Genomic DNA, 16,923 nt, shown 5'->3' with positions numbered 1-16,923 from the left:
CCCGTCCCGGGGCGACTGTGCCCGACCATCAGTTGCGGATCGCCAACCCGGTCTCCGGGTCGAAGAAGTGCAGCCGCTCCGCGTCGATCGCGATCTCGACCTGGTCACCCGGGCGCATCCGCGAGCGGGGGCTGAACGACGCCACCCAGATGTTGGCCGTGTGCGCCACCGGCACGTCCTCGATGCCCGCGTCCTCCTCGAGCGCCTTGGTGTCCTCGGTGACCACGCGCGGCGCGTCGACGGGGAAGTGCACGACGATCTCCGAGCCGAGCGCCTCGGTGAGGCTCACCGAGGTGGTCAGCCGTGGCTTGGTGGCGTCCCGGGCGAGGCTGGCGTCCTCCATGTCCTCGCTGCGCAGGCCCACGGCCACGTCGCGACCGGCGTACGACGCCAGCGCGGCCCGGGCGGACGACACCGACTCGGGCACCGGCACGGTCGCGCCGCCGATGCTCACGGTGATGCCGCTGTCGGTGCGCTCCACCCGCCCGAGCGCCATGTTCATCGGCGGGGAGCCGATGAAGCCGGCGACAAAGATGTTGTCGGGGTGGTCGTAGAGGTGCTGGGGTGCGCCGAGCTGCTGGAGCACGCCGGCCTTCATCAGGGCGACCCGGTCGCCCATGGTCATGGCCTCGGTCTGGTCGTGGGTCACGTAGATCGTGGTGACGTCGAGGTCGCGCTGCACCTGGGCGATCTCGGCACGCATCTGCACGCGGAGCTTGGCGTCGAGGTTGGACAGCGGTTCGTCCATGAGGAACACCTGCGGCTCGCGCACGATGGCGCGGCCCATGGCGACGCGCTGGCGCTGCCCGCCCGAGAGCTGCTTGGGCTTGCGGTCCAGGAGCGGACCGAGCTCGAGCATGTCGGCCGCCCGCTTGACCCGCTTGTCGATCTCGGACTTGTCCATCCGGCGGATCTTGAGCCCGTAGGCGATGTTGTCGGCCACGGTCATGTGCGGGTAGAGCGCGTAGGACTGGAAGACCATCGCGATGTCCCGGTCGCGGGAGGCCAGGGTGTTGACGACCCGGTCGCCGATGGTCAGCGTCCCGCTGCTGATGTCCTCCAACCCGGCGATCATGCGCAGGGCGGTGGACTTGCCACAGCCGGACGGGCCGACGAGCACGAGGAACTCGCCGTCGGCGATGTCGATGTCGAGGTCCTTGACGGCGTGGAAGCCGTTCTCGTACTGCTTGTTGACCTTGTCGAGGACTACTTCGGCCACGATCCACTCATCCCTTCACGGCGCCGGCGGTCAGTCCGCCGACGATGTAGCGCTGGAGGTACATGAACAATCCGACCGTCGGCACGGCGAGGATGACGGCGCCTGCCGCGAACTCGCCGAACTGGGCGTTCTTGGTCAGCGGGTCGGCGATCAGCCCGTAGAGCCCGACGGCCGCGGTCTTGGAGTCGTCCTGGCGCAGGAAGATGCTGGCGATCAGGAACTCGTTGATCGCTCCGATGAAACCGAGGAGGCCGGTGATGGCCAGGATCGGCGCCACGAGCGGGAGGATGATGCCGAAGAAGACCTGGAAGTGCGTCGCGCCGTCCATCTTGGCCGACTCGTCGAGGTCCTTGGGGATGGTGTCGAAGAAGCCCTTCATGAGCCAGGTGTTCACGCCGAGGGCGCCGCCGAGGTAGAGGATGATGAGCCCGGCGGCGGTGTTGAAGCCGATCACCGGCCACAGCTCCGTGATGTTGGCGAACATGAGGTAGATGGCGACGATCGCCAGGAACTGCGGGAACATCTGCACGAGCAGCAGCCCCATGAGGCCGGCCCGACGCCCCCTGAACCGGAAGCGCGAGAACGCGAACGCGGCGCAGGCCGAGATGAACATCGAGATCGCAGCCGCGACCGAGGCGATCACCAGGCTGTTGACGAACCAGCGGGGGAACGAGCCGGCGAACAGGTCCTGGTAGTTGACCAGGCTGACCTCCCGGGGGATCAACGTCGACGAGCTGAGGGTGCCGTTGGGGTTCAACGACGCCGACACGACGAAGAGGATCGGGAAGATCGAGAAGGCCAGGGCCAGGATGCCGACCAGGTGGCTCAGCCCCGTGCGCCGGATCCAGCCGCCCTTGGCGGAGCCGTGCCGGACCACCGCGGGGGGATCCTCGGCGTCGGCGGTTGCCGCGGGGGCCTCCGATGTCTTGGATGTCATCAGTTGATCTCCTCCAGGGCCTGGGTGCGTCGGAAGCCGACGATCGAGACGGTGGCCACGATCAGGAAGATGAGCACGGAGATGGCGGCGGCGAACCCGTAGTCGGCGCCGGACCCGCCGAACGCGAGCCGGTAGGTGTAGGTGATGAGGATGTCGGTACTTCCCGCACTCGGGTTGTCGGGCGGGAAGGGACCGCCCCGACTGGTCAGGAAGATCGCCGCGAAGTTGTTGAAGTTGAAGGCGAAGGACGTGATCAGCAGCGGGGCCAGCGCGACCAGCAGCAGCGGGAACGTGATGGTCCGGAAGGCGTGGAACGGCTTGGCGCCGTCGACGCCGGCCGCCTCGACGAGGTCGGAGGGGATCGACTGGAGTGCGCCGGTGATGACGAGGAACATGTAGTTGTAGCCGAGCCACAGCTGGATCAGCAGGATGGCGAACATCGAGCTGGCCGTGCTGCCGAACCAGTTGATGTCGGTCCCCAACATCCGGTTGATCAGCCCGAAGTCCTTGTTGAACATCTCGCGCCAGACGAGGTACATCGCGATGCTGGGCATGGCGTACGGGAGGATGATCAGCGATCGGTAGAGGGTCCGCCCCCGCATCTGCGCGTTGTTGAGCGCGATGRCGACCAGCAGGCCGAGCGCGAACGTGATGGCCACGGTGCCGATCGCGAAGGCGAAGTTCCACACCAGGATCCGCAGGAAGGACGCGCGGATGGTGTCGTCGGTGAAGACCCGCACGAAGTTGTCGAAGCCGACGTTGACCTTCCAGCCCTGCGCGAGGTCGCGCTGCGTGCCGTCGTCGCTGACGAACGAGCCCTCCCCGTCGTTCGCGGTCCACACGCTGCCGGTGGCGGCGTCGGTGATGCAGTCGCACTCCGCGTCGTAGGACTGCTGGGGCGCCCCCTCGAACGCGGCCGACAGGCCCTGGCTCTTGATCGCACCGTCCTCGGTCGGGACGCTGAAGGCGGTGATGTCGTCCTGGCGCGCGTTGACCTCCGGCACCGTCAGCACGGTGTAGTCGTCGGCGCTGGTGATCTTGCCACCGGGGGTGGCGGACTCGAAGGTCCCCTCCTCGAGCGGCTCGAGCCCGTCGGCGGTGCCGGCGAAGCTCTCCTGCGAGTCCGGGTCGGCCAGCAGGAAGACGATGTCGCCCGTCGCTGCGTCACCGTCGGTGGCCAGGGTCAGCGTGTAGATCGTGGAGTCGGGAACCTGCTTGACGGAGGCTCCCTGGATGGCCGTGATCGCCTGTTCCTTGGTGCCGCGGTGACCGTCGCTGAAGTTCGTGAAGGCGGTCGAGACGGTGTAGAGGACGGGGACGATCTGGAAGGCGATGAGGAAGAGCGTTCCCGGCAGGAGGTACTTCATCGRCACGGCGCGGGGGGACAGGTAGACGTAGAACGCCAGTGCGGTCACGACCACGACGACGGCCATGCCCCACCAGTTCTCGCTGCGGATCAGTGGGAGGGCCGCGAACAGGGCGACTGCCGCCACCAGGGCGAGGCCGATGACCTTGATCATCAACATCAGGGGGCTGCTGGTGCCGTCGGCGCCGAGCCCCCACCTGGATGACTTGCGCCCCGGGGGCGATGCGGTGCTGCCTGCCACGTGACTCTCCTCGACGTGATCGTGGGGGGTGGACCGGCTCCCGGGGCGTGCCGACGGCGCGCCCCGGGAGTGCAGGGACTACTTGTTCATCGCTGCTTCGATGGCCTTCTCCGCGGACTTGATGGTCGACTCCGGGTCGGCGCCGCCGATCACGGCTGCCTCGGCCTTGCCCAGCGGGTCCCAGACCGCCGCCATCTCCGGGATGCTCGGCATGATCTGGCCGTTGGCGGAGCCCGCCGCGGCCACTGCGGCCACGGCCGGGTTGTCGCCCTCGATCTGGCTGAGCGTGTCGGTGTTGGCCGGCACGTTCTTGGTCGCCTCGAAGAGCTTGGCGCCGACGTCGGCCCGCGACCAGTAGTTGGTCACGAACTCCTGGGCGAGCGTCTTGTTGGCGCCCCCACTTGCGACGTACGCCGCGTCGACGGTGATGAACGGAGAGGCCGGGTCCATGCCCTTGAAGCCGGGCACCTCGGAGACCTCGTAGTTGATGTCGCTGTCGTCGATGGTGGTCAGCTGCCACGGGCCCTCGACCAGGAAGGGGGTCTTCCCGTCGGTGAACAGGGCGATGGCGTTGTCGGTGTTGACCGAGCGCTTCAGGACCCCCTGGCCCTTCTCGCCGAGCGCGCCGATCTTCTCGTAGGCCGCGATCGATCCCGGGGTGCCGACGCCGAGGTCGGTCGGGTCGAAGGAGCCGTCGTCGCCCTGGCCGAACATGTAGCCGCCGCCCGAGGTGTAGAGCGGGTTGATGAAGTAGGGGTTGCCGGTGTCGCTCACCGGCCAGGCCAGCGGTGCCTCGGCCTTGCCGGACTTCACGGCGGCCTGGCCGGCCGCGACCATGTCCTCCATCGTCGCGGGGGCGTCGGGCGCGAGGTCGGTGTTGCGGATCAGCACGATGTTGTTCATCGTGTAGGGCATGCCGTAGGTCTGACCGTCGAAGGTCACTGCCTGGAGGGACAGCGGCTGGAGCGTGGAGCTCGTCGCCTCGGGGATCTGGATCGGGTCGATGGTGCCGTTCTGGACCAGGTTGCCGATCCAGTCGTGGGCGCCCATCACGACGTCCGGCGGGTCGCCCGCCTGGGCGGCCGTCACGAAGTTGGCCTGCAGCTCGGAGCCGGGCAGGACCTCGACGGTCACGTCGACGCCGTTCTCCTCGCCGAAGGCCTTGCCGATCTCGGTGGTCGCGTCCCCGCCGGGGCCGTCCCCGACCCAGATCGTGAGCTCGCCGCCGCTGGCGGCCGGGGTGTCACTGCTGTCCGTGTTGGCCTCGGTGTCGGAGTCGCCGCCTCCGCAGGCACTCAGGACGAGACCGGCGGCCAGCAGGCCCGCCGCGGCCCTCATCGTGCGAACTCGTGTGTGCATGGGTGGAGCTCCTTCGCGGAATCGCGGGTGGTGGGGTGTTGAATAGGGCCCGATCGGGCAGATCGTCTTGCTAAAACGATTTGGCACAGGTAAACAGCGTGACCTGCACCACGTCAAGCGTGCCGAGGTGACAGTTGGGACACGACGGAAGGGCCCGGTCGATGCGCGCAGCGGGTAGGGCGAGGGTGCGGCTGCGCGACGTCGCGGAGCGCGCCGGAGTCTCACTCACGACGGCCTCGTTCGTCCTCGGAGGACGTGACATGCGGATCGCCGAGGAGACGCGGCAGCGCGTCCTGCGCACCGCCCGCGAGCTCGACTACCGACCCAACCTGACGGCCCGCAGCCTGCGCACGCAACAGAGCAGCACCATCGGCCTCGTCGCCGACACGATCGCCACCGGCCACTACGGCGGTGAGCTGATCCGGGGCGCCATGACGGCCGCGCTCAAGCACGGGCACCGCCTGCTGGTCTGCGAGTCCGGGGGCGACCCGGCGCTCCAGGCTGCGCTGGTGGAGGACCTGATCGGGCGACAGGTGGCCGGACTCATCGTGGCCACCACCTCCCACGACCGGGTGTCCCCGCCGCGGGGCGCGATCGGTCAGCCGGTGGTGCTCCTCAACTGCGTCAGCGACGCGTCGTACCCCTCGATCCTTCCGGACGAGACGGCCGGGGGCCGCGCCGCCGCCGGGCTCCTGGTGGAGGCGGGGCACCGCACGGGGATCTGGCTGGTGGGGGAGACGCCGACGACGTCCCTGCCCGGCACGGCGCGGCTGGCCGGGATCGTCGCCGAGCTCGCCGGCGCGGGCGCGGGCGTCGACCGGGAGCTCCCCTGCCCCTGGTGGCCCGAGGCGGCGTACGAGGCGGTGATGCGGGCGCTCGCCCAGGGCGATCGGCCCCGGGCCGTCGTGTGCCTCAACGACCGCGTCGCCTTCGGCGTCTTCCAGGCGCTCACCGAGGTGGGCCTGGTGATACCTCGCGACGTCTCGGTCGTGTCCTTCGACGACTCCGAGCTGGCGAGCTGGCTGCGGCCCTCACTGTCGAGCATCGGCCTGCCCGAGTTCGAGATGGGCAGGCTCGCGGTGGAGTCGTTGCTGGGTGGGGAGGCGCCACCCGGCCAGCGACTGGTGCCGATGCCGGTGCGGGTGCGCGACTCGATCGCCCCTCCCGCGATGTGACCCAGACCACGTGAGACTCGTGTGGCGGGGGGTGCTCCGCGTGTACCTTGAGCGCGGTCCGACCCCGACAGGAGGCCCTCGTGCGCATCGGAATCCCCCGTGAGTCCCGGCAGGGCGAGACGCTGGTCGCCGCCACGCCCACGACCGCCGGACAGCTGCAGGCCCTCGGCTACGAGGTGGTCGTCGAGCGCGGCGCGGGCACCGCGGCCGCGCAGCCCGACGTCGCGTTCGAGACGGCCGGCATCCGGGTCACCGACGCCGAGGAGGTGTGGTCGAGCGACGTCGTCGTCAAGGTCAACGCCCCCACCCCGGACGAGATCTGGCGCCTGCGGGCGGGCACCACCGTCATCTCCCTGATGGCTCCGGCGCGCAGCCCCAAGCTCATCGAGCAGCTCCAGGCGCAGCGGGTCACCGGGCTCGCCATGGACGCCGTCCCCCGCATCTCCCGGGCGCAGGCCATGGACGTGCTGTCCTCGATGGCCAACGTCGCGGGCTACCGCGCCGTGGTCGAGGCCGCGCACGCGTTCGGCCGCCAGTTCACCGGCCAGGTGACCGCTGCCGGCAAGGTCCCGCCGGCCCGGGTGTTCGTCGTCGGTGCCGGGGTCGCGGGCCTGGCCGCCATCGGCGCCGCCGGCTCGATGGGCGCCATCGTGCGCGCCTTCGACGTCCGCCCCGAGGTCGCCGAGCAGGTCGAGTCGATGGGCGCCGAGTTCGTCACCGTCGACATGGAGCAGGAGGTCTCCTCCGACGGCTACGCCAAGGAGATGACCGCCGACCAGGAGGCCGCCACCGCCGCGATGTACGACGAGGAGGCGCGCAACGCCGACATCGTCATCACCACCGCGCTGATCCCGGGGCGTCCCGCGCCGCGGCTCATCACCGCCGAGACCGTCGCCGGGATGCGTACCGGATCCGTCATCGTCGACATGGCCGCGGCCAACGGCGGCAACGTCGAGCTGACCCGGGCCGACGAGGAGGTCCTCACCGACAACCTCGTCACGATCCTGGGCTGGACCGACCTCGCCGGCCGGCTCGCCGCGCAGACCAGCCAGCTCTACGGCACCAACGTGGTCAACCTCCTCAAGCTGATGACCCCCGGCAAGGACGGCACGCTGGTCCTCGACCTCGACGACGTCGTGGTGCGCGGCATCACCGTGGCCCGCGACGGCGAGTCGATGTGGCCGCCGCCCCCGGTCCAGGTGAGTGCCGCCCCGGTCGCCGCCGCGCCCCCGACCGCCCCGGTGGTGACCGAGCCGCCGAAGCCACCCGACCCCCGCCGCAAGATCTTCGGAGCGGGCCTGGCGGCCGTGCTCTTCGCGCTGGTCGCGGCGTACTCGCCCCCGGACTTCCTCGGGCACTTCACGGTCTTCGCGCTGGCGGTGTTCGTCGGCTACTACGTCATCTCCAACGTGGCGCACGCGCTGCACACCCCGCTCATGAGCGAGACCAACGCCATCTCCGGGATCATCCTGGTCGGCGGCATCCTGCAGGTCGGCAGCGACAACCTCGCCGTCACCGTGCTGGCCCTGGTGGCCGTGCTGGTCGCCAGTATCAACATCTTCGGTGGCTTCCTGGTCACGCTGCGCATGCTCGAGATGTTCAGGAAGGACTGACGTGAGCGACTTCCTGACCTCGGACCAGCTCCCGGGGCTGATCCAGGCGGCCTACATCATCGCCGGCATCCTCTTCATCGGCGCGCTCGCCGGGTTGTCGAAGCACGAGACCGCGAAGCGCGGCAACCTCTTCGGCATGGCGGGCATGGGCCTGGCCCTGGTCGCGACGCTGGTCCTGGCCGCCCGCAACAGTCAGTACGGCGACCAGCGCCCGCTCGGCGTGACGCTGGCCCTGATCCTGGTGGCCATGGCCATCGGCGGGTCGATCGGCGCGTGGCGGGCCCGCACGGTCGAGATGACCGGGATGCCCGAGCTGGTGGCGATGCTGCACAGCTTCGTGGGCCTGGCCGCGGTGCTGGTGGGCTACAACTCCTGGATCGAGCTCCAGGACCTCGGCGGGGCCGACACGGTGCACGACGTCGAGGTCTTCGTCGGCGTGTTCATCGGTGCGGTGACCTTCACCGGCTCGATCGTGGCGTGGGCCAAGCTCAGCGGCCGGATGACGTCCAGCCCGCTGATGCTGCCGGGACGTCACCTGCTCAACCTGGGCATCCTCGTCGCCTCCGCGGCCCTGGCCGTGTGGTTCGTGGTCGACGACGGCGACACCGCCCTGGTGCCGCTGCTCATCATGACGGTGCTGGCCCTGGTGCTCGGCTTCCACCTCGTCGCCGCCATCGGCGGTGGGGACATGCCGGTCGTCGTCTCGATGCTCAACTCCTACTCCGGCTGGGCCGCCGCGGCCGCGGGCTTCATGCTCAGCAACGATCTGCTCATCATCACGGGGTCCCTGGTCGGCTCCTCCGGTGCGATCCTCAGCTACATCATGTGCACGGCGATGAACCGCTCGTTCGTGAGCGTCATCGCCGGGGGCTTCGGCTCGACCGGCGCGATCAGCGGCGAGGCGCGCGACTACGGCGAGCACCGCGAGATCACCGCGCAGGAGACGGCCGAGCTGCTGGCCGATGCGAAGTCCGTGATCATCACCCCCGGCTACGGGATGGCGGTCGCCCAGGCGCAGTACCCCGTGGCCGAGATGACCAAGAAGCTGCGGGACAAGGGCATCGAGGTCCGCTTCGGCATCCACCCCGTCGCGGGTCGGCTGCCCGGCCACATGAACGTGCTGCTCGCCGAGGCCCGGGTGCCCTACGACATCGTGCTCGAGATGGACGAGGTCAACGGCGACTTCCACGAGACCGACGTCGTGCTGGTGATCGGCGCCAACGACACGGTCAACCCTGCCGCGCTGGAGGAGCCGGGCTCACCCATCGCCGGCATGCCGGTCCTCGAGGTCTGGCACGCCAAGGACGTGGTGGTCTTCAAGCGGTCGATGGCCACCGGGTACGCCGGCGTGCAGAACCCGCTGTTCTTCAAGGACAACTCGCGGATGCTCTTCGGCGACGCCAAGGAACGGGTCGACGACATCGTGCGCGCGCTGGGCTGAGGCCCGGGGGCCGCACGCCGCCCGGGTGTCTCACAACTGGCGGCGGACGACGTCGGAGGGGGGCTCGGTGCTGCGGTTTACCGCCAGTTCCGGGGGCGCGAGCTGGTGCCGGAGCAGTATCCCCGAGCGCCGGCCGCGCTCGGCGAACCAGGTCGGCGTACGACGTCGCGAGGGCGCCGATCTCGTTCCCCTCGCACCCGGGGAGCGGCACTCGCCCGATGACGCCGCCGGAGGGCGTGCAGCGTCAGATCCCGCCCACCAGGGCGCCGATGGCGTAGGTCACCACCATGGCGACGACGCCACCGCCGACGTTGCGGACCACGGCCCGGCCCGCGGGGCTCTGGCCGAGCCGGGCGCTGGCCCAGCCGGTCAGGGCCAGCGCGATCACCACCGAGATGCCCGTCACCCACACGCGCGCGTCCGGGGGGCTCAGGGCGATGGTGAGCAGCGGCAGCAGGGCCCCCACCGTGAAGGCGAGCATCGAGGCCCACGCGGCGTGCCACGGGTTGGTGAGCTCGTCGGGGTCGATGCCCAGCTCCGCCTCGGCGTGCGCCCCCAGCGCGTCGTGCGCGGTGAGCTGCACGGCCACCTGGTGGGCGAGGTCCTCGCTGAGGCCCTTGCCGACGTAGATGCCGGCCAGCTCGGCCAGCTCCTCCTCGGGCTCCTCGACCAGCTCGCGGCGCTCCTTGGCGAGCAGCGCCTGCTCGGAGTCGCGCTGGGTGCTCACCGAGACGTACTCGCCGGCCGCCATGCTGATCGCTCCGGCGACCAGGCCCGCGACCCCGGCCACCAGGATCGCCCGGTGGTCGGTCGTCGCGCCGGCCACACCGACCACCAGGCCGGCGGTCGACACGATGCCGTCGTTGGCGCCGAGCACGGCGGCCCGCAACCAGTTGAGGCGGGAGGCCAGGCCCTGGCCGTGGGGCTCGTCGTCGTGGGGGCCGATCTCGAGGTCGGCCGCTTCGGTGCTCATGCCCCCATCGTCCGCAGCGTCGGCGCGGCGCGCAACGAAGGGGAGCCTGCGCTACCTAGCCGAGCGGCACCTGCGCGACGACCTCGTACCGCGGCCGACGCCGCGGCCCCTCGCCGAGGTACGACGCCACGAGGGACACCTCGTCGACGGTCCAGGACGGGCCGGCGTAGCCGTCGAGGAGCCGCACCCACCGGCTCACGTTGGCCGGTGTGCCCAGCCGGGCGAGGGTCAGGTGCGGACGGAAGCGCTGACCGTCGACCACCACCCCGGACGTGCTGGCGGCCGACCGGGCACCCCGCGAGAGGGCGTCGAAGTCGCCCTCGAGCCCGGCCCAGAGCACCCGGGCGCGGTCAGGGTGCGGGAAGGCCCCGCCACCCGCGACCCGGGTGGCGAACGGCTCCCGACGACCCGCCGTGGCGGCGAGCCGGTCGACGAGGTCGTCGAGCGACCGGTCAGCCACGTCCGCCATGAAGGCCAGGGTCAGGTGCCAGTTCTCGGCCGGCGTCCAGCGCCAGTGCTCGCCGGCCCGGGCGCCCGCGTCGCGGCGTACGGACAGGAAGTCGTCGAGGTCCGCGGAGGCGGCGGCGGGCGGGACGACCGCCACGAACATCCGGGTCATCGCAGTCCCCGTCACAGGCCCAGGTCGCGCCCGATCAGCATCTTCATGATCTCGTTCGAGCCGGCCCAGATCTTGCTCACCCGGGCGTCGCGCCAGGCGCGGGCGACGCGGTACTCGTTCATGTAGCCGTAGCCGCCGTGCAGCTGGACGCAGTGGTCGAGCACCTCGTTCTGCACCTGCGAGGTCCACCACTTGGCCTTGGCGGCGTCGACCGCGGTCAGCTCGCCGCGGGTGTGCTTGAGCACGCACTGGTCGACGTACGCCTGGGTGACCTCGACCTGGGTGACCAGCTCGGCCAGCAGGAACGAGTTGTGCTGGAAGCTGCCGATCGGCTGGCCGAAGGCCTTGCGGTCCTTGGCGTACTGGATCGTCTCCTCGAGGATCTGGGCGGCGTGCGCGAGGTTGGTGACCGCCGACCCGAGGCGCTCCTGCGGGAGGAACTGCATCATCGAGATGAAGCCGGTGTCGAGGGGGCCGATCAGGTCGGCGTTGCTGACCCGGACGTTCTCGAAGGCCAGCTCGGCGGTGTCGGACTCGTCCTGGCCGACCTTGTCGAGCACCCGGCCCACCGAGAACCCGTCCAGCGAGGTGTCGACGCCGAAGAGGCTGATGCCCTTGGCCTTCTTCTCCGGGCTGGTGCGGGCCGCGACGACCACCATGTCGGCGCTGCCGCCGTTGGTGATGAAGGTCTTGGAGCCGTTGATGATCCAGTCGTCGCCGTCCTGGACCGCGGTGGTCCGGAGGTTGGCCAGGTCGGAGCCGCCGCCGGGCTCGGTCATGCCGATCGCGGTGAGCAGCTCGCCGGAGCAGAACCGGGGCAGCCAGCGCTCCTTCTGCTCGTCGTTGGTCAGGTGCACGAGGTAGGGCGCGACGATGTCGGCGTGGATGCCCAGGCACGAGGGGAGCGTCATGTTGACCTTGGCCAGCTCCTCGGTGAGGACGGCGTTGAAGCGGTAGTCGCCCGCCTCGGACCCGCCGTACTGCTCGGGGATCTCGAGGCCCAGGAAGCCCTGCTTGCCGGCGGAGAGCCAGAACTCGCGGCTCAGGCCGTGGCCCTCGGCGTACTCGTCGAGGTGGGGGACCACCTCGCGGTCCAGGAACTCCTTGACCGAGGCGCGGAACGCCTCGTGGTCCTCGTCGTAGATCTCGCGTGTCATGACCCACATGTTACCCGCGAGTCACCTGGGGTGCTCGCCGTCGTGACGAGGGACGCACGACTAGCGTGGGAGGCGTGCTGAAGGTCGCCGTCGCCGCTCTGGTCCTCACCTGTACGACGCTTGCTCCCGCCGCGTCCGCCCCGCCCGCCGACGGCACGATCGACGCCCCGGCCACCGGGTTCGGCTCCCGTCCGCCGGCCTGGCTGGGCACGCGGGACCTGCCGCGCACCGACTCGGGGTTCGGCGAGGTCCTGCCCACCCCGCCGGCCCTGCGCCACCGCCGCTGGACGCTGCCCGACACGGTGCCGATGCTCCGCGGCCGTGGCTACCGCGCCGTGGTCGTGTCCCCGGCACCCGCCCGGGTGATCGCACGGTCGACCTGGAAGCAGGGCTGCCCGGTCGCGGCGGACGAGCTGGCCTGGGTGCGACTGAAGTTCTGGGGCTTCGACGACCGGGCGCACACCGGCGAGCTGCTGGTCAACGCCCGCGCCGCCGAGGACGTGGCGGCCGTGTTCGGCACGCTGTTCCGCCGCCACTTCCCCCAGGAGCAGGTCGTCGTCGTGCGCTCCTACGACCCGGACGCGCCGCCGACCGGCGACGGCAACGCGACCGGGGCCTTCGTGTGCCGCCCGACGACCGGGGCGACGTACTTCTCCCAGCACGCCTACGGCCTGGCGATCGACGTCAACACCTTCCAGAACCCCTACGTCAAGGGCGACGTGGTGCTGCCGGAGCTCGCCAGCGCCTACCTCCGGCGGGACCGGGTGCGCCCGGGCATGGTGGTGCCGGCCGGTCCGGTGATCGACGCGTTCGCGCGGGTCGGCTGGGAGTGGGGCGGCAGCTGGAGCAGCGCGAAGGACTACCAGCACTTCAGCGAGAACGGGCGCTGACGGCCGGCCGCACCCGGTCCCACCCGCAGGGGTGCGCGCGCGCTCGCGCGGCGTCGTACCCATGGTGAGGATGGCGGGTCGGCCTTCGCGAACGGCTAGGCTTTGAACGATCCAACTACCTAGGAGTGCCGTGCAGATCTGGCCAGGAACGCCCTACCCGCTCGGTGCCACCTTCGACGGCAGCGGCACGAACTTCGCCCTCTTCAGCGAGGTCGCCGAGCGCGTCGAGCTGTGCCTCTTCGAGGTCGGTCCCCGCGGCAAGGTGACCGAGACCCGCCTCGAGGTCACCGAGGTCGACGCCTACGTGTGGCACTGCTACATCCCCACGGTGCAGCCCGGACAGCGCTACGGCTACCGCGTCCACGGCCCCTGGGACCCGGCCAAGGGGCTGCGCTGCAACCCCAACAAGCTCCTGCTGGACCCCTACGCCAAGGCGACGAGCGGCGAGATCGACTGGGACCAGTCGCTGTTCGGCTACGACTTCGGCGACCCGGACTCGCGCAACGACGACGACTCCGCGGCCCACATGACCCACGGCGTGGTGATCAACCCCTTCTTCGACTGGGAAGGCGACCGCCGTCTCAACATCCCCTACAACGAGTCCTTCATCTACGAGGCGCACGTCAAGGGGCTCACCCAGCTGCACCCGGACGTGCCCGAGGACGAGCGCGGCACGTACGCCGGCCTCGCGCACCCGGCGATCACCGACCACCTCACCAAGCTCGGCGTCACGGCCATCGAGCTGATGCCGGTCCACCAGTTCGTCCAGGACTCCACCCTGCTCGACCAGGGCCTGCGCAACTACTGGGGCTACAACACCCTGGGCTTCTTCGCCCCGCACGCCGACTACGCCTCGAGCGTGGAGGGCCAGCAGGTGCAGGAGTTCAAGTCGATGGTCAAGGCGATGCACGCCGCCGGCATCGAGGTCATCCTCGACGTGGTCTACAACCACACCGCCGAGGGCAACCACCTCGGCCCGACGTTGAGCTTCAAGGGCATCGACAACCCGGCGTACTACCGCCTGGTCGAGGACGACCAGCGCTACTACATGGACTACACCGGCACCGGCAACAGCCTCAACGTGCGCCACCCGCACTCGGTGCAGCTGCTCATGGACTCGCTGCGCTACTGGGTCACCGAGATGCACGTCGACGGCTTCCGCTTCGACCTCGCCGCCACGCTGGCGCGCGAGTTCTACGAGGTGGACAAGCTCTCGACCTTCTTCGAGATGGTGCAGCAGGACCCGGTCGTTAGCCAGGTCAAGCTGATCGCCGAGCCCTGGGACATCGGCCCCGGCGGCTACCAGGTCGGCGGCTTCCCGCCCCAGTGGACCGAGTGGAACGGCGCCTACCGCGACACCGTGCGCGACTTCTGGCGCGGTGAGCCGTCGCTGGGCGAGTTCGCCTCCCGCCTCTCCGGCTCCTCCGACCTCTACGAGCACTCGGGTCGCCGGCCGTTCGCGAGCATCAACTTCGTCACCGCCCACGACGGCTTCACCCTGCGCGACCTCGTGTCCTACAACGAGAAGCACAACGAGGCCAACGGCGAGGACAACAACGACGGCGAGARCCACAACCGCTCGTGGAACCACGGTGTCGAGGGCCCGACCGACGACCCGGAGGTCCTCGAGGCCCGCGCCCGCGAGCAGCGCAACTACATCGCCACCCTGCTCCTGAGCCAGGGCGTGCCGATGCTGCTGCACGGCGACGAGATGAGCCGCACCCAGAACGGCAACAACAACACCTACGCCCAGGACAGCGAGATCTCGTGGGTCCACTGGGACCGGGCCGACAAGCCGCTCATCGAGTTCACCGCCGCGGTCGCCAAGCTGCGCGCGAGCCACCCGACGTTCCACCGCAAGCGCTTCTTCACCGGCAACACCGTGCGCACCGGCGACGGCCAGCGGCTCAACGACATCGTGTGGCTGGCGCTCGACGGCACCCCCATGGAGGACGACAAGTGGGAGGGCCAGAAGGCGATCGGGATGTATCTCAACGGTGACGGCATCGCCGGCAAGGACGCCCGCGGCGGCACCATCACCGACGACCACTTCCTGCTCTACTTCAACGCCGACGGCCCGGCCGACGTGACGCTGCCGAGCGACGAGTACGCCGCCGCGTGGGACGTCGTCATCGACACCGGCGGCTCGGCCGACGAGGAGCGGACCCTCGAGGCGGGCGCGACGCTCGCCCTCGGGACCCACTCCCTCGTGGTGCTGCGCGAGCACGCCGAGCCCGAGTCGCAGCCCGACCACTCGGTCGCCGCGTCGCTGGCCTCGCTCGCCGACGCGGGCCAGGTCGACTCGACCCCGGCCGCCGACAACCGGCACCGGCACGACCAGGACTGAGATCGCACGACTGGTCCCGGGAGGAGCCGGGTACGCCCCTCCCGAGACCAGCTCGACCGAATCCGCCGCCCGCGCCCGGGCAGACCCCACCGAGAGGGACCATGCGCACGCCCGTCAGCACGTACCGGATCCAGATCACCGAGGACTTCGACCTGCACGAGGCGGCGCGGGTGCTCCCGTACCTGCACGACCTCGGCGTGGACTGGGTCTACCTCTCGCCGCTGCTCGCGGCGGAGTCGCACAGCAACCACGGGTACGACGTGTCCGACCACGGCCGCATCGACGCCGCCCGCGGCGGGGTGTCCGGCCTGTCTGCGGTGTCGGCGGAGGCCCACCGTCTCGGGATGGGCGTGCTGGTCGACATCGTGCCCAACCACGTGGGCGTCGCGGCGGCCAGTGACAACGCCTGGTGGTGGTCGGTGCTGACCCACGGCCAGGCCTCGGACTACGCCGAGGCGTTCGACATCGACTGGGCCGCCGGTGGTGGCCGGCTGCGCATCCCGGTGGTGGGCGACGACGACCTCGGTGACGACGGCACCATCGACAACCTGGTGGTCGAGGCAGGTCAGCTGAGCTATCACGACCACGCCTTCCCGCTGGCGCCCGGCACGGCGGACGACATGGACGAGCTCGGGCTCACCGCCCAGGACGTGCACGCCCGCCAGCACTACGAGCTGGTCTCGTGGCGCACGGCCGACGCCGGTCTCAACTACCGCCGCTTCTTCGCGGTCAACACCCTGGCCGCGATCCGGGTCGAGGACCGCGAGTGGTTCGACCGCTCCCACGACGAGATCGGCCGCTGGTTCTCCGAGGGCCTCGTCGACGGCCTGCGGGTCGACCACCCGGACGGCCTGCGCGACCCCGAGGGCTACCTGCGCGACCTCGCCGAGCTGACCGGCGACGCCTACGTCCTGGTCGAGAAGATCCTGGAGCCGGGCGAGGAGCTGCCCCGCGAGTGGGCGACCGCCGGCACCACGGGGTACGACGCGATGGCGCTGGTCGACCGGGTCCTCACCGACCCGACCGCGGCGCAGGCCCTCGGCGCGCTGGACGAGCGGCTGCGTGGCGGGCCGGTCGACTGGGCCGCGGTGGTCCACGACAACAAGCGCGCCGTCGCCGACGGCATCCTGCGCTCGGAGGTGCTGCGCATCGGCCGCGAGCTGCGCGTGGCGCTGAGCCGCTCGGGGGCCGACGCACCCACCGACACCGACGACGCCGTCGGCGAGCTCGTCGCCTGCTTCCCGGTCTACCGCTCCTACCTGCCCGGCGGCCGGGAGCACCTGGACGAGGCCTTCGCGCTCGCCCGCGAGCTGCGTCCCGACCTGGCCGCGACCCTCGACGTGCTGCTGCCGGTGCTCTCCGACCCGGCCCAGCCCGCGGCACTGCGCTTCCAGCAGACCTCCGGCATGGTGATGGCCAAGGGTGTCGAGGACTGCTCCTTCTACCGCTGGTCGCGGCTCACGTCCCTCAACGAGGTCGGCGCCGACCCGTCCGTCTTCTCGATCACCGCCCAGGACTGGCACGACGCGATGGCCACCCGCCAGCGCGAGTGGCCCCACGCCATGACCGCGCTCTCGACCCACGAC

The 16,923-nt window shown here is 70.4% G+C and carries 13 protein-coding genes; 6 read left to right on the top strand and 7 right to left on the bottom strand.

Translation table 11 applies throughout. The features are described from left to right. Window positions 1–28: 28 nt before the first annotated feature. The 4 genes from AC1DQF_RS12880 to AC1DQF_RS12865 all read right to left on the bottom strand — a co-directional run bounded on the left by AC1DQF_RS12880 (window position 29) and on the right by AC1DQF_RS12865 (window position 5,122). The gene (locus AC1DQF_RS12880) at window positions 29–1,219 is read right to left on the bottom strand and encodes an ABC transporter ATP-binding protein (protein ID WP_477525617.1); all 1,191 of its coding nucleotides are present in this window, start codon (window positions 1,217–1,219) and stop codon (window positions 29–31) included. Window positions 1,220–1,226: 7 nt separating this feature from the next. Beyond that, on the bottom strand, window positions 1,227–2,156 hold the full coding sequence (locus AC1DQF_RS12875; protein ID WP_477525616.1) for a sugar ABC transporter permease: 930 nt from the start codon (window positions 2,154–2,156) through the stop codon (window positions 1,227–1,229). Continuing rightward, window positions 2,156–3,763: an ABC transporter permease subunit gene (locus AC1DQF_RS12870; RefSeq protein WP_477525615.1), complete on the bottom strand. Its 1,608-nt coding sequence runs from the start codon at window positions 3,761–3,763 to the stop codon at window positions 2,156–2,158. The genes AC1DQF_RS12875 and AC1DQF_RS12870 overlap by 1 nt, the downstream gene beginning before the upstream one ends. 78 nt (window positions 3,764–3,841) lie before the next feature. After that, the gene (locus tag AC1DQF_RS12865) at window positions 3,842–5,122 is read right to left on the bottom strand and encodes a sugar ABC transporter substrate-binding protein (protein WP_477525614.1); all 1,281 of its coding nucleotides are present in this window, start codon (window positions 5,120–5,122) and stop codon (window positions 3,842–3,844) included. Between the two features lie 161 nt (window positions 5,123–5,283). Here AC1DQF_RS12865 and AC1DQF_RS12860 point away from each other — a divergent pair, with 161 nt between their 5' ends. The 3 genes from AC1DQF_RS12860 (at window position 5,284) to pntB (ending at window position 9,351) form a co-directional block, all read left to right on the top strand. After that, on the top strand, window positions 5,284–6,297 hold the full coding sequence (locus AC1DQF_RS12860) for a LacI family DNA-binding transcriptional regulator (RefSeq protein WP_477525613.1): 1,014 nt from the start codon (window positions 5,284–5,286) through the stop codon (window positions 6,295–6,297). A gap of 80 nt (window positions 6,298–6,377) precedes the next feature. Beyond that, complete coding sequence (locus AC1DQF_RS12855) at window positions 6,378–7,910, top strand: Re/Si-specific NAD(P)(+) transhydrogenase subunit alpha (protein WP_477525612.1); 1,533 nt, start codon at window positions 6,378–6,380, stop codon at window positions 7,908–7,910. A 1-nt stretch (window position 7,911) separates the two neighbouring features. Continuing rightward, the gene (gene pntB / locus AC1DQF_RS12850; RefSeq protein ID WP_477525611.1) at window positions 7,912–9,351 is read left to right on the top strand and encodes a Re/Si-specific NAD(P)(+) transhydrogenase subunit beta; all 1,440 of its coding nucleotides are present in this window, start codon (window positions 7,912–7,914) and stop codon (window positions 9,349–9,351) included. Window positions 9,352–9,595: 244 nt separating this feature from the next. Here the strand turns inward: pntB and AC1DQF_RS12845 are convergent, their stop codons facing one another. Genes AC1DQF_RS12845 through AC1DQF_RS12835 form a run of 3 tightly spaced genes read right to left on the bottom strand, consistent with a single transcriptional unit; the run spans window position 9,596 to window position 12,100 of the window. After that, on the bottom strand, window positions 9,596–10,324 hold the full coding sequence (locus AC1DQF_RS12845) for a VIT1/CCC1 transporter family protein (RefSeq protein WP_477525610.1): 729 nt from the start codon (window positions 10,322–10,324) through the stop codon (window positions 9,596–9,598). Between the two features lie 55 nt (window positions 10,325–10,379). Beyond that, the gene (thpR, locus tag AC1DQF_RS12840; protein WP_477525609.1) at window positions 10,380–10,943 is read right to left on the bottom strand and encodes an RNA 2',3'-cyclic phosphodiesterase; all 564 of its coding nucleotides are present in this window, start codon (window positions 10,941–10,943) and stop codon (window positions 10,380–10,382) included. Window positions 10,944–10,954: 11 nt separating this feature from the next. Beyond that, on the bottom strand, window positions 10,955–12,100 hold the full coding sequence (locus AC1DQF_RS12835; RefSeq protein WP_477525608.1) for an acyl-CoA dehydrogenase family protein: 1,146 nt from the start codon (window positions 12,098–12,100) through the stop codon (window positions 10,955–10,957). Between the two features lie 74 nt (window positions 12,101–12,174). Here AC1DQF_RS12835 and AC1DQF_RS12830 point away from each other — a divergent pair, with 74 nt between their 5' ends. The 3 genes from AC1DQF_RS12830 to treY all read left to right on the top strand — a co-directional run. Continuing rightward, window positions 12,175–12,990: a M15 family metallopeptidase gene (locus AC1DQF_RS12830; protein WP_477525607.1), complete on the top strand. Its 816-nt coding sequence runs from the start codon at window positions 12,175–12,177 to the stop codon at window positions 12,988–12,990. Window positions 12,991–13,120: 130 nt separating this feature from the next. Next, window positions 13,121–15,337, top strand: a complete 2,217-nt coding sequence (glgX, locus tag AC1DQF_RS12825) for a glycogen debranching protein GlgX (RefSeq protein ID WP_477525606.1) — start codon at window positions 13,121–13,123, stop codon at window positions 15,335–15,337. 101 nt (window positions 15,338–15,438) lie between these two features. Continuing rightward, a partial coding sequence (gene treY, locus AC1DQF_RS12820) for a malto-oligosyltrehalose synthase (protein WP_477525605.1) occupies window positions 15,439–16,923 on the top strand: 1,485 nt, incomplete at its 3' end.

The organism is Nocardioides sp. P4_G4 (genome assembly GCF_056401085.1).
Note: the sequence above shows the minus strand (reverse complement) of the source record. Positions and strands in the feature narration are given on the sequence as shown.